The sequence below is a fragment of the Dactylosporangium sp. NPDC000244 genome (assembly GCF_040300725.1).
Classification (GTDB): Bacteria; Actinomycetota; Actinomycetes; order Mycobacteriales; family Micromonosporaceae; genus Dactylosporangium.
The window spans coordinates 264,675-283,013 of sequence record NZ_JBEPEH010000010.1 but is presented as its reverse complement, the minus strand read 5'-3'; the positions used below and the strand labels follow the sequence as shown (position 1 = coordinate 283,013).

The window sequence follows — 18,339 nt, the reverse complement described above, 5'->3', positions numbered from 1 at the left end:
CCCGCGCCGCCCCGCGCCGCCCCGCGCCGCCCCGCGCCGCCCCGCGCCGCCCCGCGCCGCCCCGCGCCGCCCCGCGCCGCCCCGCGCCGCCCCGCACCTCGGCGCGTGCGCCCGTGCGGCGCCTGTGCAGACCGCTGCGGTCGGCCGCCCAGCCGCGAGTCAGTGCGCGGGGCCGGGCGAGGTGATGTGGCGGGCCTTCCCGCTGGTGCGGGGTGGTGCGGCCCGCTCCGCGCGCGTGGCGGTTGTGCCGGCCTCAGGGTGCCGCGCGCGTGGCGGTTGCGGCTGCCCTGGAGGCCGCGTTCCGGCCGTGCCGTGGGGCGCGGAGGTGCGCGGCCCACACCGGGCGCTGCGGTTCGCCGCCCGCAGCGCCCTCCCCCGTGAGACCCCCGCTCAGTGCAGCGAGGGGAACCCGCCCAGCTGCTGCTGCGAGGCCTCCGCCTTCACCTGTTCCGCCGCCGCCACCACGGACCCGGCCGCCGCCGTGCGCTCGACCAGGGCCGCCACCACCTTCGGCGTCGCGAACGAGGTCCCGCTCCACGCCGCCCAGCCCGACGCGAAGCCCGGGTGGTGGATGAAGGTGCTGACGATGTCCGCGCCCGGCGCCACCAGGCTCACCCACGGCCCGCGGTTGCTCCACTCGCAGACCCCGTTGCCGTCGTGCGCCGCCACCGCGAGGATCTGCCCCGCCCACGGCGAGCCGCTCGCCGCGAACGCCGCCGGCCAGAACGGGCGGTCGTGGATGCCGTCGTTGCCCGCCGCCGCGACGACGACCCGCCCGGTGCCGGACAGGAAGCCCGACAGCGCGGCCGAGAGGATCGCCGGCGGCTGGTCACCGACCGAGAACCCGCCCAGCGACAGGTTCAGCACGTCGACGTCGGTGAGCCCGGTGATCGCGGCGGCCAGGTCGGCCTCGGTGCACATGCCGAAGCTGTCGAGCACCTTCACGATGCGGATCTGCGCGGCTTCGGTCCCCTGCACCACGACCCCGGCGATGAAGTTCGCGTGCCCGACGTCGGAGTCGAGCTCGCCGTCGTTGTCGCCGTCGAGGACGGTCTCGACGTTCTCCGCCGTGGCCGAGTAGCAGCCGGCCGGGAGCGGGCTGTCGACGTACACCCCGGTGTCCATCACAACGACCCGGACGGACGATGCGCCTCCGGCCGAAGGGGCGAGCTTGGACGGGGGAGCGTCGGCGGCCACGGGCGGGCCGAACGGGCCGCCGTGCTCGTGCGGGGTCGACAGGAACACGTGGTTCGGGCCGACGACGGCATCCGGCAGCTGGCCGCGCAGCTGGCGGACGGCGGCCGAGACGTCGAGCCCGCGGGTCTTGAGCCGGCGCAGCCCCCGGTGCGGCTCGTCCTCCTTGATGTCGCTGGCCCGGTGGCCCAGGCCGGCGAGGGTGCGATGCGCGATCCCGGCGCCCTGGTCGGAGACCAGGATCTCGTCGGCGACGAAGCGCACCGGCCGGCCGGACTGTACTTCGGTGCGCAACCACGGCAAGGTGGACAGGCGCTCGGTGCGGACCTGCTCCCACCGTCGAAGACGATCGTTTGGTACGGACATGAATGCTCCCCAAAACGGATCAACAATGAGGCCGGTGACATGAGTCGCGCTCCGGGCCCCGTGATACACATCCGAGCCTTTGGCAGGATGCAACCATGACGGCAGCGTCCGTGCTCCCCGCCGCCGACGATGATCTGGCGCAGCGGCTGCTCCCGATTGTCATGGCGGACCCCGGTAAGGCCAAGCATCTCGCCGAGGCGGCGCTGCGTGACGCTCGTCGCGACGGCGACCCGGGCCGCGAGGCGGTGGCCCTGCGCGCCCTCGGCCTGGTGGCCCGCGCCCGCCACGACGCCGGCGGTGCCGCACAGCACCTGCGCGCCTCGATGACCGTCGCCCGCCGGCACGGGCTCAAGGTCCACGAGGCCGAGGCCCGCATGAGCCACGCCCTGATCCTGGACGACCTCGGCCGTCCGAGCGCCGCCCTCAAGGAGATCGACCGGGCGGTCGCCGAACTGCACGGCCACCGGCGCGCCCGCGCGACCATGCAGCGGGCCCTCATCCTGCGCCGGCTCGGCTTCGACCACCAGGCCATGGAGCTCTACCGCGGGGCCCTGCGCGCCTTCCGCACCACCGGCGATCAGGTCTGGGAGGCGCGGACCCTCACCAACCGCGGCGTCCTGCACGGCTTCCGCGGCAATCTCAAGCAGGCCGAGGTCGACCTGCGCGCCGCCCAGGCGCTCTACAACCGGCTCGGCATGGCCACCGCCGCCGCCCAGGTGGAGCACAACCTCGGCTTCGTCGCGGCTCAGGCCGGCGACGTGCCCACCGCCCTGGCGCGCTACGACCGGGCCCACGACCGGCTGTGGAGCACCGGCGTCGACGCGGTCAGCCTGCTCGACCGCGCCGACCTGCTGTTGTCGGTGCGGCTGCTGCCCGAGGCCGACGCCGCGATCCGGGCCGCCATCGACGCCTGCACCGACGGCCACCTCGACTCGGTGCTCGGCCAGGCCCACCTCATGCTCGCCCGGCACGGCCTCGCCGCCGGTACGCCGGCCGAGTCGAAGACCGCGGCCGCCGCCGCGCGCCGGGTGTTCCAGCGCCAGGGGCGCAGCGTGTGGATGGCCCGCGCCCGGGTCGCCGAACTCGCCGCCGTCGTCGCGCTCGGCAAGGCCAACCGCGGCACCCTGCGCGACCTGCGCACCGTCGCCGCGCACCTGCTCGAGGCCGGCTGGCTGCAGCCCGGCTGGGACGCGCTGCTCGACGCCGCCCAGCTCGCGGTCGACCTCGGCGAGCTCTACACGGCCCGTGAGCTGCTCACCGAGGCGGGCGGCGCCGCCAAGCTCGGCCCGGCCCCGCTGCGGGTGCGGTGGTGGCACATCCGCGCCCGCGTCGAGCTCGCCTCCGGCGCCGTCGCGGAGTCGGTGCGGGCGGCCACCTCCGGCCTGCGCCAGGCCGACGCCTACCGGGCCAGTCTCGGCGCCACCGAGCTGCGCGTGCGCGGCAGTGCGGAGACGGCGGCCCTGGCCGGCCTGCGGCTGCGGCTCGCCCTGGTCCACGGCGGACCGGCCTCCGCCCTGGCCTGGGCCCAGCGATGCCGCGCCGCCGCCCTCTCCCTGCCGCCGACCCACCCGTCCACCGACCCGGCCGTCGCCCGGCACCTGACCGAGCTGCGCCGGATCAACGGCGAGCTCGCGGCGGCACCGACGGGACCCCAGCGCACCAGCCGGCTGCTGCGGCGGCAGCGCGTGCTGGAGGCCGAGATCCGCCGCCGCTCGTGGCGTGCGCCCGGTTCTTCGCCCAACGCTGTGGAGTTGTCCCTCCCTACGCTGGCCACGGCGCTGGGGGAGCGGGTGCTCGTCGAACTGCTGGATATCGACGGGCGCCTGCATGCCCTCGTCGTGCGCGGGCGCAGGGTCACGCATCGCATCGTCGGCGAGATCGAGGCGGTGCGAGCCGAGCTGGAGTCGCTGAGGTTCGCCCTGCACAACCAGGTGCTGGGACACGCCGCGGGCGGCGAGCGACTCGAGCGGCGCGCCGAGGTCCTCGACCGGCTCCTGCTGGGTCCGCTCGCCGATCTGCTCGGCGACGGGCCGCTGGTCCTGGTGCCGACCGGAGCCCTCCACGCGCTGCCGTGGGGAATGCTACCCCGCCTCCGCGGACGCTCACTGACCGTCGCACCCTCCGCGACGATCTGGTTGCGCTGCGCGACTTCGTCCACTGTGGACGGCAAGCTGGTGCTGGTGGGAGCCCATTCGGCGGAGCAGGCGGCCGACGAGGTGCGGGAGATCGCCGCGGACCGCGCGGGCGCCACGGTGCTGGCCGGCGACCGGGCGCGGGTCGAGCCCGCCCTGACCGCGCTGGACGGGGCCGCGATCGGGCACATCGCGGCGCACGGGGAGTTCCGGGTGGACAACCCGTTGTTCTCGTTCCTCATGCTCGCCGACGGGCCGCTCACGGTGTACGACCTCACCGCCCTGCGACGCCCGCCCGCCCTGCTGGTGCTGTCCGGCTGCGACACCGGCCTGGCCGCCGTGCACCCCGGCGACGAGCTCATGGGACTCGTGGCGGCACTGCTCAACATGGGTACCGCCACCGTCATCGCATCCACCGGACCCGTCGACGACGGGGCCACCCGCCACCTCATGCGCGCCTTCTACGGCCGGCTCGCCACGGGACTCGGCCCGGCCGCCGCGCTCGCCGCCGCCCAGGCCTCCGCCGGGCCGCGCGACCGGGCCAGCGCGGAGAGTTTCGTCTGCTTCGGCGCCGGCTGACCTTGACCGCGTGAGCGCAACATCACGCACAGTCATGCCTAGCTGATCACTCTCGGAATTTGTCGGACCCCGGGCCTACGATGCCGAACGTGACCCGACGACGTGCTCGCATCCCGCTCACCGCCCTGGTGGTGCTGCTGATGCTGGGCGCGCTCGTGGCCTGGGCCGTCGGCGGGGCCCTCGGCCTGCGCTTCGACCGGGCCGCGATCCCGGTGGAGCGCTCCGCCGTCGCCGATGTCGGCCCGGCCGCCCCCGTCGCGATCGCGTCGATCTCGGTGCCGGCCTCGCCCCGGCTCAGCCTGGCCGCCGCGGCGGTCGCCGACGCTCTCGTGGCCCGCGGGAGTGCCCGGCCGGTGATCGGTGCCGACGGTCCGGCCGATTTAGCGGTACATGTGGATCAGTCCATTCCCGCGGGCTCCTACCGCCTCGACGAGCCCCTCGCGCTCACCGGCGGCGACGAGTCGGGCGCCGCCTCCGGGCTCTACGCGCTGGCCGACCGCATCCGCTCGGGCGAGCCGCCGCTGCCGGACGACCAGCGGGGCGAGGTCGTCACGCCCCGCCTCGGGCTGCGGCTCACCGACGCCGGCTCGGTCGGCCGCGAGCCCGACGTCGCCGCGTTCGCCGCGGGCACCGACTACTCGCTGAACACCGACGTCGTCGGCGGAGCCCTGCTGCCGGCCGCGCCGTGGGTCGACCAGGTCGCCGTCGAGCGGATCTCCCGGCAGTTCCACCAGTTCGTCGAGCACTCGCTCGCACAGGGGTACAACGCCGTGGTCCTGCCCGGCTTCCTGGAATACATCGCGTTCAGCCGGGTCGGCGACGGGCACGCGGTCTATCCCCGCGACGACTCGCACATCGCCCGCGCCGATGCGCTCACCGCCGCCTTCGCGCCCGTGTTCCGCTACGCCGCCGACATGGGCATGAAGGTCTACCTGCTCACCGACATGCTCGCGCTGTCGCCCCCGCTGCAGCGCTACCTTGAGCAGACCTACGGCGGCCTGAAGGTCGAGGATCCGCACTTCTGGCGGGTCTACGCGCTGGGCCTGGCCGAGCTCTTCGAGCGCATGCCGTTCGTCAGCGGCCTCATGATCCGCGTGGGCGAGGGCGGCGACGTCTACAAGCAGCCCGGCTGGGACTACGAGTCGAAGATCGCGGTCACCACCCCGCAGGCCGTGCGCACCATGCTCGGCACGCTGCTGGAGGCCGCGGGCGAAGCAGGCCGCGACATCATCTTCCGCACCTGGACCGTCGGCGTCGGCGCGGTCGGTGACCTGCACACCGACCCGGCCGCCTACGAGCAGGTCCTCGGCGACTTCGACAACGCGCACCTGATCGTGTCGACGAAGTACACGCTCGGCGACTTCTACAGCCACCTGCCGTTCAACGCGACGCTGGAGGTCGGCGCGCAGCGGCGCATCGTGGAGTTCCAGTCGCGGCGGGAGTTCGAGGCGTTCGGCTCGCTGCCCAACGACCTGACCGGCCTGCACCAGCAGGCCCTGCAGCGCTTCCTCGCCGCCAACCCGCACGTCGAGGGCGTGTGGACCTGGACCCAGGACGGCGGTCCGCTGCGCGCCGGGCCGATGACACTCCTGCTGCGTTCGGGCTTCTGGCAGCTGTACGACCTCAACTCCTACGCCCTCGGCCGGCTCGCCTGGGACCCGGCGACCCCGCCGGCCCAGATCACCGCCGACTGGGCCCGGCAGACCTTCTCCGACGACCCGGCGACCGTCACCGCGGTCTGCCGCATGATGTCGATGTCCCGCGAGGCGGTCACCAAGGGCCTCTACCTGGGCCCCTACGCCGACGACAAGGTCGAGGCGCTCGGCCTCGAACCCCCGCCGATGATGTGGATCTTCGAGTGGGACATCGTCACCGGCGACTCCGCGGCGCTGGACAGCATCTACGCCGTCAGCCGCGACCACCTCGAGCAGACCATCGCCGAGGGCGACCGCGCCGTGGCCCTGGCCGCCTCGATGCACGAGACGATCGCGGCCACCGACCCGGTGTCGTGGCGCGACGCGACGCTGCGGGCGAAGCTCCTCGACACCCTCGCCTACGAGACGGACCTGTTCCGCACCCTCGGCGCCTACCGCACCATGGTCCTGCGGCACGCCCAGTGGCTCGACACCGGCTCGGCGTCGGCGCGCACGGCTTGGCAGGACGCGGAGGGGCGGTATCGCGCGGCCCGCGACGCGCACGTGGCGCGCTACGGCGGGGACGTGGACCTGCCGGCGTACAACTTCACCGCCGCCGACATCGGTGCGACCCGCGCCGACCGCGACCCCCTGATGGCCGTGCTGGCCCGGGTCCTGCTCGGCCTCGTGGTGCTCCTGCTGCTCGTCGGCGCCGTCGGCCGCTCCACCGGGATGCGCGCGCTCTGGCTCGGCGCGACCCGCCCGTGGCGCCTGGCCGATCTCGCACCGCTGCCGAGCCGCCTCGACCGCCTGCTCGTGATCGCGATCCCGGTCGCCGCGCTCGTTCTGTCCCGGCTCGTCTACACGTGGTTCGCCGCGCCCGCCCACCTCGTGGTCAGCCTGGGCGGCTGGCTGCTGTTCGCCCTGACCGCGCGGGTGCTGGCCGGCCGCCGCGACCCGTTCCACCTGTGGGCCGCCATCGGCGGTGTGGCCATGCTGCGCACCGTGATCCTCCTGGCCGCCATGATCCTGCGCGGCCCCGGCGGCTACTGGTTCGCCTTCTGGACCGACCCGGTGCGGCGCTCGGTGTACGTGTCCATCGCCTTCGCCGCGTTCGCCTGGCTCTTCGTCGCCGTGGCCCTGGTCCTGCGCGACCGCTACTCCCTGCCCCGCCGCCGCGCGACGGCCGTGGTGCTGGCCGGCATCGGCGTGCCCCTCGTCGTGCTGGGCGGCCTGGTGTCGGTCCTGGGCCTGGAGCGCTCCCTGACCATCTGGAACGACCAGATGGCGCTCCTGCCCTGGGGCTTGTCGCGGATCCTCGGCATCACGGTGTACCTGGGCATCCCCACCTTCCTGCCCGAGGCGGCGGTGGCCCTGGGCGCGGTCCTGCTCGGCGCGGCGGCCCTGCTGTCGCTGCGCCGCTCGCGCGTCCCCTTCGAACCCCCGCGCCCGGCGCTCCCGGCGGGCCCGTCGGGCCGCCACTCCCACAACGCTCCTGACCAGGCCGAGGAGGACTCCACGAGCGCCGCGCCGCTGCCGGCTCTGCCTTCCCGCCGCCCCGCCATCCCGCTGCCGTCCCGAATCCCGCGGCCAGACCAGGACCAGGAGCACCGCCCCCGCCACGCGCTCTGACCCCGCGGCACAGCGCCACCCGCCGCGGCGGGCCTGCGGGGCGAGACCGCGACGCGGGGCGAGGCCGTGCGGGCGCGGCGGGGCGAGACCGTGCTGCGGCCTGCGGGGCGAGACCGTGCGGGGGCGGCGGGACAAAACCGTGCTGCGGGCCTGCGGGGCGAGATCGAGACGTGGGCGAGCCTGCACCGCTTCCACGAGCTCTGACGCACGCCGCGCAGCCCCACCCGCCGGCGCCAGGCTGCGGGACAAGGCGCGCCGCCGACCGGTGCGGCGGGATCGAGACGTGGGGCGAGCCTGCACCGGAGGGCGAGACCAGCCTGGGTCTGGGTGCTCGGACGGGCGGCGGTGAAGTCTCGGTGATCCGGCCGAACCGTCGGTCGCGCAGCTGCGCAAGTCGGGGAGATGCGCCATGGCTGAGGCGCGGGTTGTGCCCGGCTTCCCGGTCGCGGCTTGCCGCGGCCGCGCGGCTGGTGGCGGCGATCGGCGGCTGCAGTGAGAGCCCCCGCCGTGAGGTTCGCGTGGTGGTCGCTTGTTGGGCGAAGGCTCCGGTGGCACAGGACGGCTGCGGCGAGAGGCCGGGTCCCAGGTTCACGCGGTGGCCGAGCTGAGAGGTCTTGTCGCAATGCTCGTCACAGGGTGGGGAGGTCACCGCCTCGTAGGGCGTTCGCGAAATCGGTGGGGGTCAGCGGCGTGTGGCGGCCGTGGCAAGGGTCCAGGTCACGGCGTCCTCGGCCAAGGCGGCGGGGAGGGTTGGCCAGTGGCGGTCCTCGGCGTACGCGCGCCAGCGAGCGCCGGCCACGCTTCCGCCCGCTGCGGCCGCCGCCGCTACCAGGGCCGGGGCGATCGGGTTGCTCCCCTCGCGCCGGGCGAGGGCGGCCGCGGCGAGGCCGGCGAAGACCGCGCGTCCGGCCAGGGGAGCGGCCGCCAGGCGGCTGGGGGCGGCCGGCAGCTTGTCGAGCACGAACTCGCCGGCCGCCGCGGCGGCGGTTGCCAGCCGTAGGGCGCGGGAGCCGCTGCCGAAGGCCACGGCCGCGGGGGCCGCCAGGCTGCGGCCGCCGGAGGCGATGCCCAGCAGGGCGGAGCGTGCGATCAGCCACATGAGCGCGACGCTACCCGCCACCTGCCTCGCGCAAACGCGATTCGCGGACCACGCCCCACGACACGGGACCGGTTGGCGGGCAAGGGACAGCGGGCACGGGACAGAGGTTCAGCGCTGCGCCGGAATGCCGTTCGTGGTCAGGGCCGCGCCGGGAAAAGACACAGCGGCATCCTCGACCCGGACCCAGCCAACCAGCCGAGGGAGCTGCAGGATCGCCCCGACACGGGTCGCGCGTCGAACAGCATGCTCAAACCGACGCATGTACCACTGTCAGCGGCGGCGGGCCACGGCGGCGCCGGCCAGCAGGACCAGGCCCGCCCCGGCCGCGGCCAGCAGGCCGTGGTGCTGGGACGCCCACAGCTGCGGCGCGCGCCGGGTCGAGCGGTCGTCGAAGCCGCCGTGCGCGCCGAAGTCGGTGGTGCGGTCGGCGGGCTGCCAGAGGTTGCGCGGCTGGTTCGGGTTGCGCCGCTGCGAGGTCTGCTGCGAGTCGTACCCGGTCCGGGCCAGGTACCGGTCCAGCACCCCGGGCATGAACTTGTCCGCGATGAGCGTGCCCACGGTGGAGGCGCCCACCCAGTACTCGCGGCGGCGGGGATGATCGGCCGCGTACAGCACGGCCTTGGCGGCGATCTCGGGCTGGTAGATCGGCGGCACCGGCTGGGCGTGCCGGCCCAGGCGGGACAGCACCCAGTCGAACTGCGGCGTGTTCACCGCCGGCATCTGGACCATCGTCACGTGCACGTTGCGCTTGTCGTGCAGCAGTTCGGCGCGCAGCGACTCGTGGAAGCCCTGGATCGCGTGCTTCGCCCCGCAGTACGCGCTCTGCAGCGGGATTCCCCGGTACGCCAGGGCCGAGCCGACCTGCACGATCGTGCCCCGGTCGCGGGGGAGCATGCGATCGAGGGCAGCGCGGGTGCCGTAGACGTAGCCGAGGTACGACACCTCCGTCACGCGCTTGAACTCGTCCGGCTCGATCTGCATGAACGGGGCGAAGACCGACGTGAACGCGTCGTTGACCCACACGTCGATCGGGCCCAGCTCCTGTTCGACCCGGCTCGCCGCGGCGTCCACGGCGCGCTGGTCGGCGACGTCGACGGGGATGGGCAGCGGCCGCCCGCCCAGCTCGCGCACGTCCTCGGCGGCCGCCTCCAGGCCGGCCTCGCCGCGGGCGAGCAGCGCTACGGAGGCCCCGCGCGCCGCGAACCGGCGCGCCACCGCGCGCCCGATCCCGCCGCTGGCCCCGGTGACGACAACGACCTGCCCAACGCCCTCATGCTCCATGAGCAACGGATACCCGTCGCGAAACCGGGCCTAACAACGGGAGAGCGCTCTCCTCCGAAAGCCCAAGGTGCCTTCTTGACACGAGCGACCACAAGGGGAACTCTTCAGAGAGCGCTCTCTCACCCGAAGGGCGTTCAAGCCTCTCCGCCAAGAGGTCGGCAATGCACTGTGCCCGCAAACGCGCGACCCAGCTGTCGCGGGGCAAATTCCGGGGCGAGCGCCACCTTCGTGTGGACGACTGCGCCCTGACCAAGACCCCCTGAGGGCGGGGGAGGCGAGGCCGCGCACACCAGTTGGCGGAGTGCGCGGCCTCGCTCTTTTAGAACCGCTGCGGGGCAGCCCCGTACTGCAGCGCCTGCATGAACCGCGGGTCGGACTTGGGCACCTCGACGAACTGCCCGTCCTGCGACACGAACGCGCCCGCGACCGTCTGGGCCCCGCTGCGCGCCGCGACGATCAGGCCGACGAGGAACGCGACCAGGCCGAGCAGGAACATGATCGGCCCGATGTCGCCGTCGATGGTGGCGATGCCGACGGCGAACAGCACGATGCCGAGCCCGAGCACGGGCAGCCCGATGGCCAGGTTGCGGGAGCGGGCGGCCTTGCACTGCGCGCACCACGGCCAGGCGGGCGCCTGGACGGTCTTGCGCAGGATGGTCACCACGATGACGTACACGATGACGGCCAGCAGGATCAGCACCGGCGTCCAGGACGGCGGCTTCGAGATCAGCTTCATCCGCTTCATCTCGATCGCCGGCTCGCCGTGACGCGGGCAGACGTGCGGCAGATGGCCGTTGGCGACCTGCGCGGCGGGAATTCTGAGCATGCGCGGGAGGATCCCACGCGATCGGCCTGATCGCCTCGGGCGTTCGATCAGTTCAAGGTCGCCCGGTCGGCCGCCTCCCGGCCCGACTCCCAGCCCTCGCGGCTGTCGACCCGGCTCCCGCGCCCGCGCACGGTGCGCGGGAACACCCGGGCCATCGTCTCGCGCACCTGCTCGTCCCGGGAGCGCAGCACCGGCAGCAGGTCGCTCGCCGCGGCCGCCTCCTCGATCGCCAGCTCCGTCGCGTGGGCCAGCCGCTCGCCGATGCGCACCGCGTACGCGACGAGGAACGACTGCCGGAACGCCTTGAGCCGCGCCCGGCCCGCCTTGCCGCCCGGCGGCTCGGACTTCGCCATGGCCCGCCCGGCCTGCACGAGCAGCGAGGTGTACAGCAGGTCGACGGCGTCGATGTCCGCGTCGAACCCGAACACCGTGGTGAAGCCGAGGTCGGGCGACCACACGGTGTGGCAGCGGTTCGCCCCCGCCACGGCGCTGAGCAGCGAGGCCTTCTCGCCCTCGTAGGGGTGGTCGACCCCGATCCGCCGCGCGAACGGCACCACGTCGGCGCCGCCCTCGCGCCCGGCCAGCAGCGCCTCGTCGATCGCGTGGCGGGCGATGAGCTCCTGCGCCTTCGCCGTGTACGTCTCGGCCTCGGCCGGGTAGCCGGTCGACTCGGCCTTGGCCAGCAGCGCCCGCACCCGGTCGAGCAGCCGCTCGTCGACCCTCGACACGCTGGGCTTGCGTTTCGGCGCAGATCCCGGCGGCGGTACCAGCACCTCGATCGAAGGCAGCTCGGCGAGCACGACGAGCAGGCCGACGAGATCGTCGACGACGGAGATCCGGTCGAGCCGCCGCCGGGCCGTGAGCTCGGTGACATAGCGCGCGTCGGCGCTCCACCACACCTTCGCCGCGAGCTCGTCGGCCTGGTCGAGCCAGCGGTCGTCGACGGTTTTGCGGTCGTACCGCCGCAGCAGCCCGGCGATCCCGTCCACGACGGCGTGGGCGAGCAACGGCCGGTCCGTCCCGCCGCGGCGCACCACGGCCCGGTGCAGCTCGGCCGGCTGCCACCCGCCCCGCGCGAGCCGGGCGACGGCGTCGGCGACCGCGGCGAACAGGGCGGGGTCGACCTCGGCGGCGGGGGCGACGGCGAGGAGGTCGAGCCCGTCGTCGTAGGCCACCGCCCCGCGCACGAGGTCGTCGATCTGCTTCACCGCGCCAAGGCTACTGGCCGAGTTTCGCGGGCTCGTACGCGTACAACCAGGCTGTGGCCCGCTCGTAGAACATCGGCACGAAGATCTTCATCATCGCGGCCCGCAGGCGGCGCCCGACCGGCCCGGCCCGCTTGGCGCCGCGGTTGTCCTCGGCCGTGCCCAGCACCTTCGCGATCCGGGGCCGCCGCTCGGCGTCGTAGCGGCGCAGGGCTCCCGCGATCGACGGCTCCGCCCGCAGGGCCGCGGCGAGCGTCAGCCCGTCCTCGACGGCCATGGAGGCGCCCTGCCCGGCCCCGACCGGGTGCGCGGCGTCCCCGATGATCACGATGCGCTCGCTGTGCCAGGTCGTGACCGGTTCGAGCACGTGCATGACGGTCGTGGGCTGCAGTGCGGTGGTCGCGGCGATGATCGCGGCCGGCACCGCCTCCTCACGGAAGGCGTCGGCCAGCGCGGCCAGCCGGTCGGCGTCGGCGACCCCGGCCCGCACCGGGGTGACCGGCGAGGCCACCTGGGCCGACCACCACACCTCGTCGCCGGCCCGCAGGTGCAGGAAGGCGCCGTTGCGGGCGAAGGTCAGGTTGAACACCCCCGGGTCGATCCCGTCCAGCTCGGACACGCCCGAGACCGAGTACAGCCCGGCGTACTGCGGCACCGGCGCGGCCGGGTCGAGCTGCCCGCGCACCGTCGACCAGATGCCGTCGGCGGCGACGAGCACGTCCGCGGTGTCGGTGGACCCGTCCTCGAACGTGGCCAGCACGCCCGTCCCGGTCTCGGCGACCCCGGCCAGGCGGGCGCCGGTGACGATCCGGGCGCCCGCCTCCGCCGCGGCCTCGCGCAGCACGGCGACGAGCCGGCCCCGCAGCAGCGACACGCTGCGCAGCGGGTCGCGCTCGCGCCGGCCGCGGGCCACGTCGGCGATGAGCATGCCCCCGGCCGACCACATCCGCTGCCGCTCGATCTCGAACCCGGCCCGCCGCACCGCGTCCAGGCACCCCAGCGCGTCGACGGCCCGCAGCCCGTTGGCGGCGAGGCTGATCCACGCCCCGACGTCGCCGGCCGGGTCCTCGTAAGCCTCGTAGACCGTCACGCCGGCCCCGATGCGCCGCAGCGCCAGCGCCGCCGTGGCCCCGCCGACCCCGCCCCCGATCACGATCGCTCGCATGGTTGCCCCTCCTTGGCCGAATCCTAGTTCACTGAATCTATCTTCGGTGAAAGTGTGTTCGGTAGCGTGGTGGCTGTCAACCCGGGGAAATCTGGAAGGATCACTGGCCATGACGCAGGGGGTACGCAAGGCGAGGGCCGCGCAGACCCGGGCCGCGCTGCTCGACGCGGCCCGCACGCTGTTCGGCGAGCGCGGCTACCTCAACACGAAGATCACCGACATCACCGCCGCCGCCGGGCGCTCGACGGGCTCGTTCTACGAGCACTTCGCGGACAAGGACGAGCTGCTGCGGGCGCTCATGGGCGACATCGAGGCCTCGGCCGACGAACGGCTGGCCGCCGACGAACACGCCCACGCACACCCCCGCGACCACGACCTGACCGACCGAGCCCAGCTGCGCGCGCACCTCGGCATCGCGTGGGGCGTGATGCGCCAGCACCGGGCGATCCAGGTGGCGATGTTCCAGTCGATGGTGGCCGACGACCCGGCCTCGGGCCGCTCCTGGCGCGACCTGACCGAGCAGACGGGCATCCTGCGCGAGCACCTCGAGTGGCTGCGCGAGCGCGGCCACCCCCTGCCGGGCGAGCCGGAGCTGCTCGCCGCGGGCCTGGGCGCGATGCTGGCCCTGGTGAGCTACGCCCTGCCGCCCGGCGGCGCCTACGACGACGAGCAGGTCGTCGACGCCTTCACGGACCTGCTGCTCAACGGGCTGGCGGGGCCGCTTCCCTTAACGGCGTCACCCGAACGTGATGCGGCGGGCTGAGGCTTGCCTGAAATCCAGCTTTAGCGCGCAGTCAGCGGACCCTCACGCGTGGTCCGATCCTCCCGTCGCAACCGTGAGCCGGGAGGGTCCGATGCACATGTCTCGCAGGCTCGCCGGGTGGCTCGCCGCCACCGGGGCGCTCGTCGCGCTGCCGGTCGCCGTCTGGGCCAACGCCGGCGCCGAGGCCGCCACCGACGCGCTGCTGTCGGTGGGCCGGCCGGTCGAGGCCTCCTCGGTGGAGTCGCCCGAGCTCGGCGCGGCCAACGCCGTCGACGGCGACGGCCGGACCCGGTGGGGCAGCGAGGAGGGCGTCGACCCGCAGTGGATCGCCGTCGACCTCGGCGCGCGGCGCGCGATCGGCCGCGTCCGGCTGCGCTGGGAGGCCGCGTACGGCCGGGCGTACGACATCCAGACCTCGGACGACGGCACGACCTGGACCACGATCGCCGGCACGCGAGCCGGCGCCGGGGGCACCGACGACCTGACCGGCCTGACGGGGGAGGGCCGCTACGTCCGCATGTACGGCACCGCCCGCGGCACCAAGTGGGGCTACTCGCTGTACGACTTCGACAGCTATGGCACCGGCCCGGCCTCGGGCGACGCCCCCGCCCCGCGACGCCCCGGCCGCGCCTCGCAGGCGGCCCCGGTGATCACCTCCGGCGCCCCGCGCCCGTCGAGGCCCGCGACCACCCGGACGGCCACGACGACGCCCTCGGGCACCGGCCTGGCCGACCCGCGCAAGAAGGAGATCGCGATGCAGCTGGTCTCCTCGGCCGAGAACTCGAGCCTGGACTGGAAGGCCCAATACCGCTACATCGAGGACATCAACGACGGCCGCGGCTACACCGGCGGCATCATCGGCTTCTGCTCCGGCACCGGCGACATGCTGGACCTCGTCGAGGCGTACACGTCCCGCGTCCCCGGCAACCCCCTCGCGAGGTTCCTGCCCGCGCTGCGCAAGGTCAACGGCACCGACTCCCACGCCGGCCTCGACGGCTTCCCCGAGGCCTGGCGCTCGGCCGCGGCCGACCCCGAGTTCACGAAGGCCCAGGACGGCGAGCGCGACCGCGTGTACTTCAACCCCGCCGTGACCCAGGCGAAGTCCGACGGCCTCGGCGTGCTGGGCCAGTTCGCGTACTACGACGCGATGGTCATGCACGGCCCAGGCCCCGGCGCGGACAGCTTCGGCGGCATCCGCAAGGCGGCGCTGGCCAGGGCGAAGCCCCCGGCCCAGGGCGGCGACGAGGCCGCGTACCTGACCGCATTCCTGGACGCGCGCGCCGCGGCCATGCGCACGGAGGCCGCGCACAGCGACACGAGCCGCGTGGACACCGCCCAGCGCCAGTTCCTCAGGGACGGCAACCTGGACCTGCACACGCCGCTCGCGTGGAAGGTCTACGGGGAGAGCTACCGCATTCCGTAAGGTCCATGGCTCGGGTCCGCGTCACGATCTGACCGTTGCTCCCGCCAGACAAATGGGCGGGCCCGAGGGCCTTCGGCCGGAGGGGCCCGCCCAGCCAGGCCCGCGGTGCCAAGAGCCGGCGCCCTCCTACTCGCACCGAACCGCCGAACCGGATATGTCGGGCGCTGCGCGCCACGACATATCTGACATTTCGGATATGCGCGCAGAGTCGTATTCAGCGCCTTCTGCAGCCGGCCGCGCGGAACCTACGGCCACACGCTCTGGCCGCGCGCACGGCTTCAGCAGGTCGCGCCGAGTGCGGGCCGCAGTCGATTGCGCCGCGCGCGGGCTGCGTGGTCGATTGCGCAGAGCGGGCCGCGCGGTTGGTTGCGCCGTGTGGGGCCTGTGCAGGCGGGTTGCCGCGGTGCTGCGGCGGTTGCGCAGGCGGTTGCGCCGTGCGTTGGCCGTGCGGGTTGGTCGCCGCGCCTGTGGGTCGCGCGGTTGGTCGCGCCGTCCGCGGGCCGTGTCCGTCCGCGGGCCGTGTCCGGGCGCGCGCCGTGTCCGGGCGCGCGCCGTGTCTGAGCGCAGGCCGTGTCCGGGCGCGGGCCGTGTCTGAGCGCGGGCCGTGTCTGAGCGCGGGCCGTGTCTGAGCGCGCGCCGTGTCCGGGCGCGCGCCATGGGCCCGAGTTCGCGCCGCGTGTCCGGGCCGTGGCCGGCCGTATGGCGTGCCAGGCCGCCGGTGGCCACCCAGCGCATCGACCCCGTCCCGGGCCGTGATCGGCAAGCGCCGGGCGCCCCTTTGCACGGGTGCGTACGATCGCTGGCGTGGCGCTGGCGATCTTCGATCTCACTGCATCCCCGCGCGCGGCGAACGCGGCCGCGCGCCGGGCCCGGCTCGGTGCTGGCGGGGGGCCGCAATGAGCGCCCCCGGACCCATCGAGCTGTGTGCCGAGGCGCTCGCCACCGCCCGCGTGCAGGGCCTGAGCGCCGACGCCCCGATCCACGCCCTCGCCGCCACCCTGGGCGCCGAGTTCGCCGAGCACGCGGGCCCCGACGGCATGTACCGGGACTTCGGCGACGTCGAGGTCCACTACGAGCGCCTCGGCCCCGACGAGCCGTGGCAGGGCCGCTTCCTGGTCGTGCGGGCCGACCGGCTCCCGGCCCGGGTCCGCCTCGACGACCTCCGGGAGGAGCTGCGCCGGGCCGGGCAGAGCCTGGTCCAGCTGCCCGCGACCCGGGCCGGCGTCACCGGCCAGACCCTGCGGGCGCCCCTGAGCGGCTCGACCGTCACGGCCGCCGACGACGGCACCGTCATCGCGATCGCCGCGCCCGTCTGGCCCGTGCCCGACCTCCCGGCCCTGCCCGAGGCCCGCTGGCGCGCGGTCTGCGAGAGCCTGTCCCTGCTGCTCCCGCTGCCGCGAACCGAGCGTGCCGAGTGGCTCGCCGACCGGGTCCCGGACACCTCCGAGGCGGCCGACTGGTGGACCTCCCTGCTGCACCCGCTCGCCACCCTGCGCTTCGGCGACCCCGACCACGCGGCCGACTGGGCCGGCCTGGAGCTGTGGCTGCTCGACCAGGCCGCCGACGCGGGCGCCTGGCCCCGCGAGGAGTGGGTCTGGCGCTGGATGTGGTTCGTGCGCAGCCTGACCGCCCGCGCCGCCAAGCCCCACGCCGCCGACCTCACCCGGCTGAGCCTGGGTCACCTGCCGATGACGGTCGCGCAGCTGCACGCCCTGCCCCCGGACTGGCGCGCCCTGACCGCCGCGGACCTGCGCCGGGCCCGGACCGCCCGCGCCCTGCTGTCCGTCGCCACCGCCTACGGCGCGAGGGTCATGGGCTGACCTCGGCGCGGCGATGCCCTGCGGCCGGTGGCCCGGCCGGCCCCGAAGGCTCGGGCGGCTGTGCGAACAGGTACGCCGCGCACAGCACGAGCACCACCGCGATGGTCGCCAGCAGCGCCTGGTAGCCGGTCACGGCGATCAGCCCGGCCCCGAGCGCGATCGACGCGGTCTGCGGCACGGTCACCAGCATGGTCGCGGCCGCGAAGACCCGGCCCTGCATCCGGTCGGGCGTGGCGCGCTGCAGGCGGGTGGTGAACCCGACCGCCAGCCAGGGCAGGCTGATGCCGAACAGCGCGGCTCCGGGCAGTACCGCCGCATGGTTCGCAACCGCCTGCAACAGTGCCCCCGCCGCCCCGGCCAGCATGCCCGCGGCCATCAGGCGCGCCTCGCCCAGCCGCCGCGCCAGCGGCGCCGCGCTCGGCCCGCCGACCAGCGCCCCCGCCCCCTGCACGGCGGCGAGCACCCCGACGAACGCGGGGGAGCGGTGCAGGCCCTGCCCGGCGACCGCGAACACGGTGGTCTCGCTGAAGCCGAAGACGCACAGCGCGCCCGCCGCCGCCAGCACCACGGGCCGCAGCCGGGGCGAGCGGGCGATGAACCCGAGGCCGCCGCCCCCGCCCGCGAACCGCTCCGGCCGCCGCTCCTCGACCCGCAGGCGCAGCAGGCAGGCGATCGGCACGGCGCAGCTGACCACGTCGACCAGCACCGCCGCCTTCGGCCCGGCCGCCACGAACAGCCCGGCCCCGAGCAGCGGCCCGACCAGGCGCAGCGTCTCCTGGGCGGTGCGCAGCAGGCCGTTGGCGTCGGCGAGCAGGTCGCGGGGGACGATCGAGACCAGCAGGGCGGACTGGGCCGGGGTGAGCAGGGTGTACGCCGCGCCGCACAGCGCCATCGAGCAGTACACGAGCCAGATCCGGCCCGGGCCGTCCACCGCCAGCAGCGGCAGCACGGCCGCCCCCGCCGCGGCGTTGGCCCAGATGAGCAGCGAGCGCCGGCGGAACCGGTCGACCAGCGCCCCGGCCACGGGCCCGAGCAGCGCCGGGGCGGTGAAGCAGAGGAACACCAGCCCGGCCGCCGCGTTGCTCCCGGTGAGCGTCTTGACCCACACGCTCATGGCCAGCCACAGGGTCGAGTCGCCGAGCAGTGACACCGTCTGCCCGAGCAGGTACGTCCGGGCCGCCGGCACGGCGAGCACGCGCCTCACCCGCGCGCGTCCTCGA

The 18,339-nt window shown here is 74.8% G+C and carries 12 protein-coding genes; 5 read left to right on the top strand and 7 right to left on the bottom strand.

The window, feature by feature from the left end; all coding sequences use genetic code 11:
- Positions 1-390: 390 nt before the first annotated feature.
- The gene (locus tag ABT369_RS16870; protein WP_350612820.1) at positions 391-1,560 is read right to left on the bottom strand and encodes a S8 family peptidase; all 1,170 of its coding nucleotides are present in this window, start codon (positions 1,558-1,560) and stop codon (positions 391-393) included.
- Between the two features lie 95 nt (positions 1,561-1,655).
- On the opposite strand from ABT369_RS16870, the gene ABT369_RS16865 reads away from it, so the two are divergent.
- Positions 1,656-4,271, top strand: a complete 2,616-nt coding sequence (locus ABT369_RS16865) for a CHAT domain-containing protein (RefSeq protein ID WP_350612818.1) — start codon at positions 1,656-1,658, stop codon at positions 4,269-4,271.
- A gap of 89 nt (positions 4,272-4,360) precedes the next feature.
- Positions 4,361-7,537: a hypothetical protein gene (locus ABT369_RS16860; protein WP_350612816.1), complete on the top strand. Its 3,177-nt coding sequence runs from the start codon at positions 4,361-4,363 to the stop codon at positions 7,535-7,537.
- 682 nt (positions 7,538-8,219) lie between these two features.
- Here the strand turns inward: ABT369_RS16860 and ABT369_RS16855 are convergent.
- The 5 genes from ABT369_RS16855 to ABT369_RS16835 all read right to left on the bottom strand — a co-directional run bounded on the left by ABT369_RS16855 (position 8,220) and on the right by ABT369_RS16835 (position 13,113).
- A complete protein-coding gene (locus ABT369_RS16855) occupies positions 8,220-8,636 on the bottom strand; it encodes a hypothetical protein (RefSeq protein WP_350612815.1) in 417 nt (138 codons plus the stop codon).
- A gap of 270 nt (positions 8,637-8,906) precedes the next feature.
- On the bottom strand, positions 8,907-9,917 hold the full coding sequence (locus ABT369_RS16850) for an SDR family oxidoreductase (protein WP_350612813.1): 1,011 nt from the start codon (positions 9,915-9,917) through the stop codon (positions 8,907-8,909).
- Between the two features lie 319 nt (positions 9,918-10,236).
- The gene (locus ABT369_RS16845) at positions 10,237-10,743 is read right to left on the bottom strand and encodes a hypothetical protein (protein ID WP_350612811.1); all 507 of its coding nucleotides are present in this window, start codon (positions 10,741-10,743) and stop codon (positions 10,237-10,239) included.
- Positions 10,744-10,790: 47 nt separating this feature from the next.
- Positions 10,791-11,951: a DUF2786 domain-containing protein gene (locus tag ABT369_RS16840; RefSeq protein WP_350612810.1), complete on the bottom strand. Its 1,161-nt coding sequence runs from the start codon at positions 11,949-11,951 to the stop codon at positions 10,791-10,793.
- A gap of 10 nt (positions 11,952-11,961) precedes the next feature.
- The gene (locus ABT369_RS16835) at positions 11,962-13,113 is read right to left on the bottom strand and encodes an FAD-dependent oxidoreductase (RefSeq protein ID WP_350612809.1); all 1,152 of its coding nucleotides are present in this window, start codon (positions 13,111-13,113) and stop codon (positions 11,962-11,964) included.
- Positions 13,114-13,222: 109 nt separating this feature from the next.
- On the opposite strand from ABT369_RS16835, the gene ABT369_RS16830 reads away from it, so the two are divergent.
- From ABT369_RS16830 to ABT369_RS16820, 3 genes are all read left to right on the top strand, one after another.
- The gene (locus ABT369_RS16830) at positions 13,223-13,876 is read left to right on the top strand and encodes a TetR/AcrR family transcriptional regulator (RefSeq protein ID WP_350612808.1); all 654 of its coding nucleotides are present in this window, start codon (positions 13,223-13,225) and stop codon (positions 13,874-13,876) included.
- A 97-nt stretch (positions 13,877-13,973) separates the two neighbouring features.
- Complete coding sequence (locus ABT369_RS16825) at positions 13,974-15,299, top strand: chitosanase (RefSeq protein ID WP_350612806.1); 1,326 nt, start codon at positions 13,974-13,976, stop codon at positions 15,297-15,299.
- Positions 15,300-16,195: 896 nt separating this feature from the next.
- A complete protein-coding gene (locus tag ABT369_RS16820; RefSeq protein WP_350612805.1) occupies positions 16,196-17,119 on the top strand; it encodes a hypothetical protein in 924 nt (307 codons plus the stop codon).
- Here the strand turns inward: ABT369_RS16820 and ABT369_RS16815 are convergent.
- Complete coding sequence (locus ABT369_RS16815; RefSeq protein WP_350612803.1) at positions 17,109-18,323, bottom strand: MFS transporter; 1,215 nt, start codon at positions 18,321-18,323, stop codon at positions 17,109-17,111. The genes ABT369_RS16820 and ABT369_RS16815 overlap by 11 nt on opposite strands.
- Positions 18,324-18,339 lie beyond the last annotated feature (16 nt).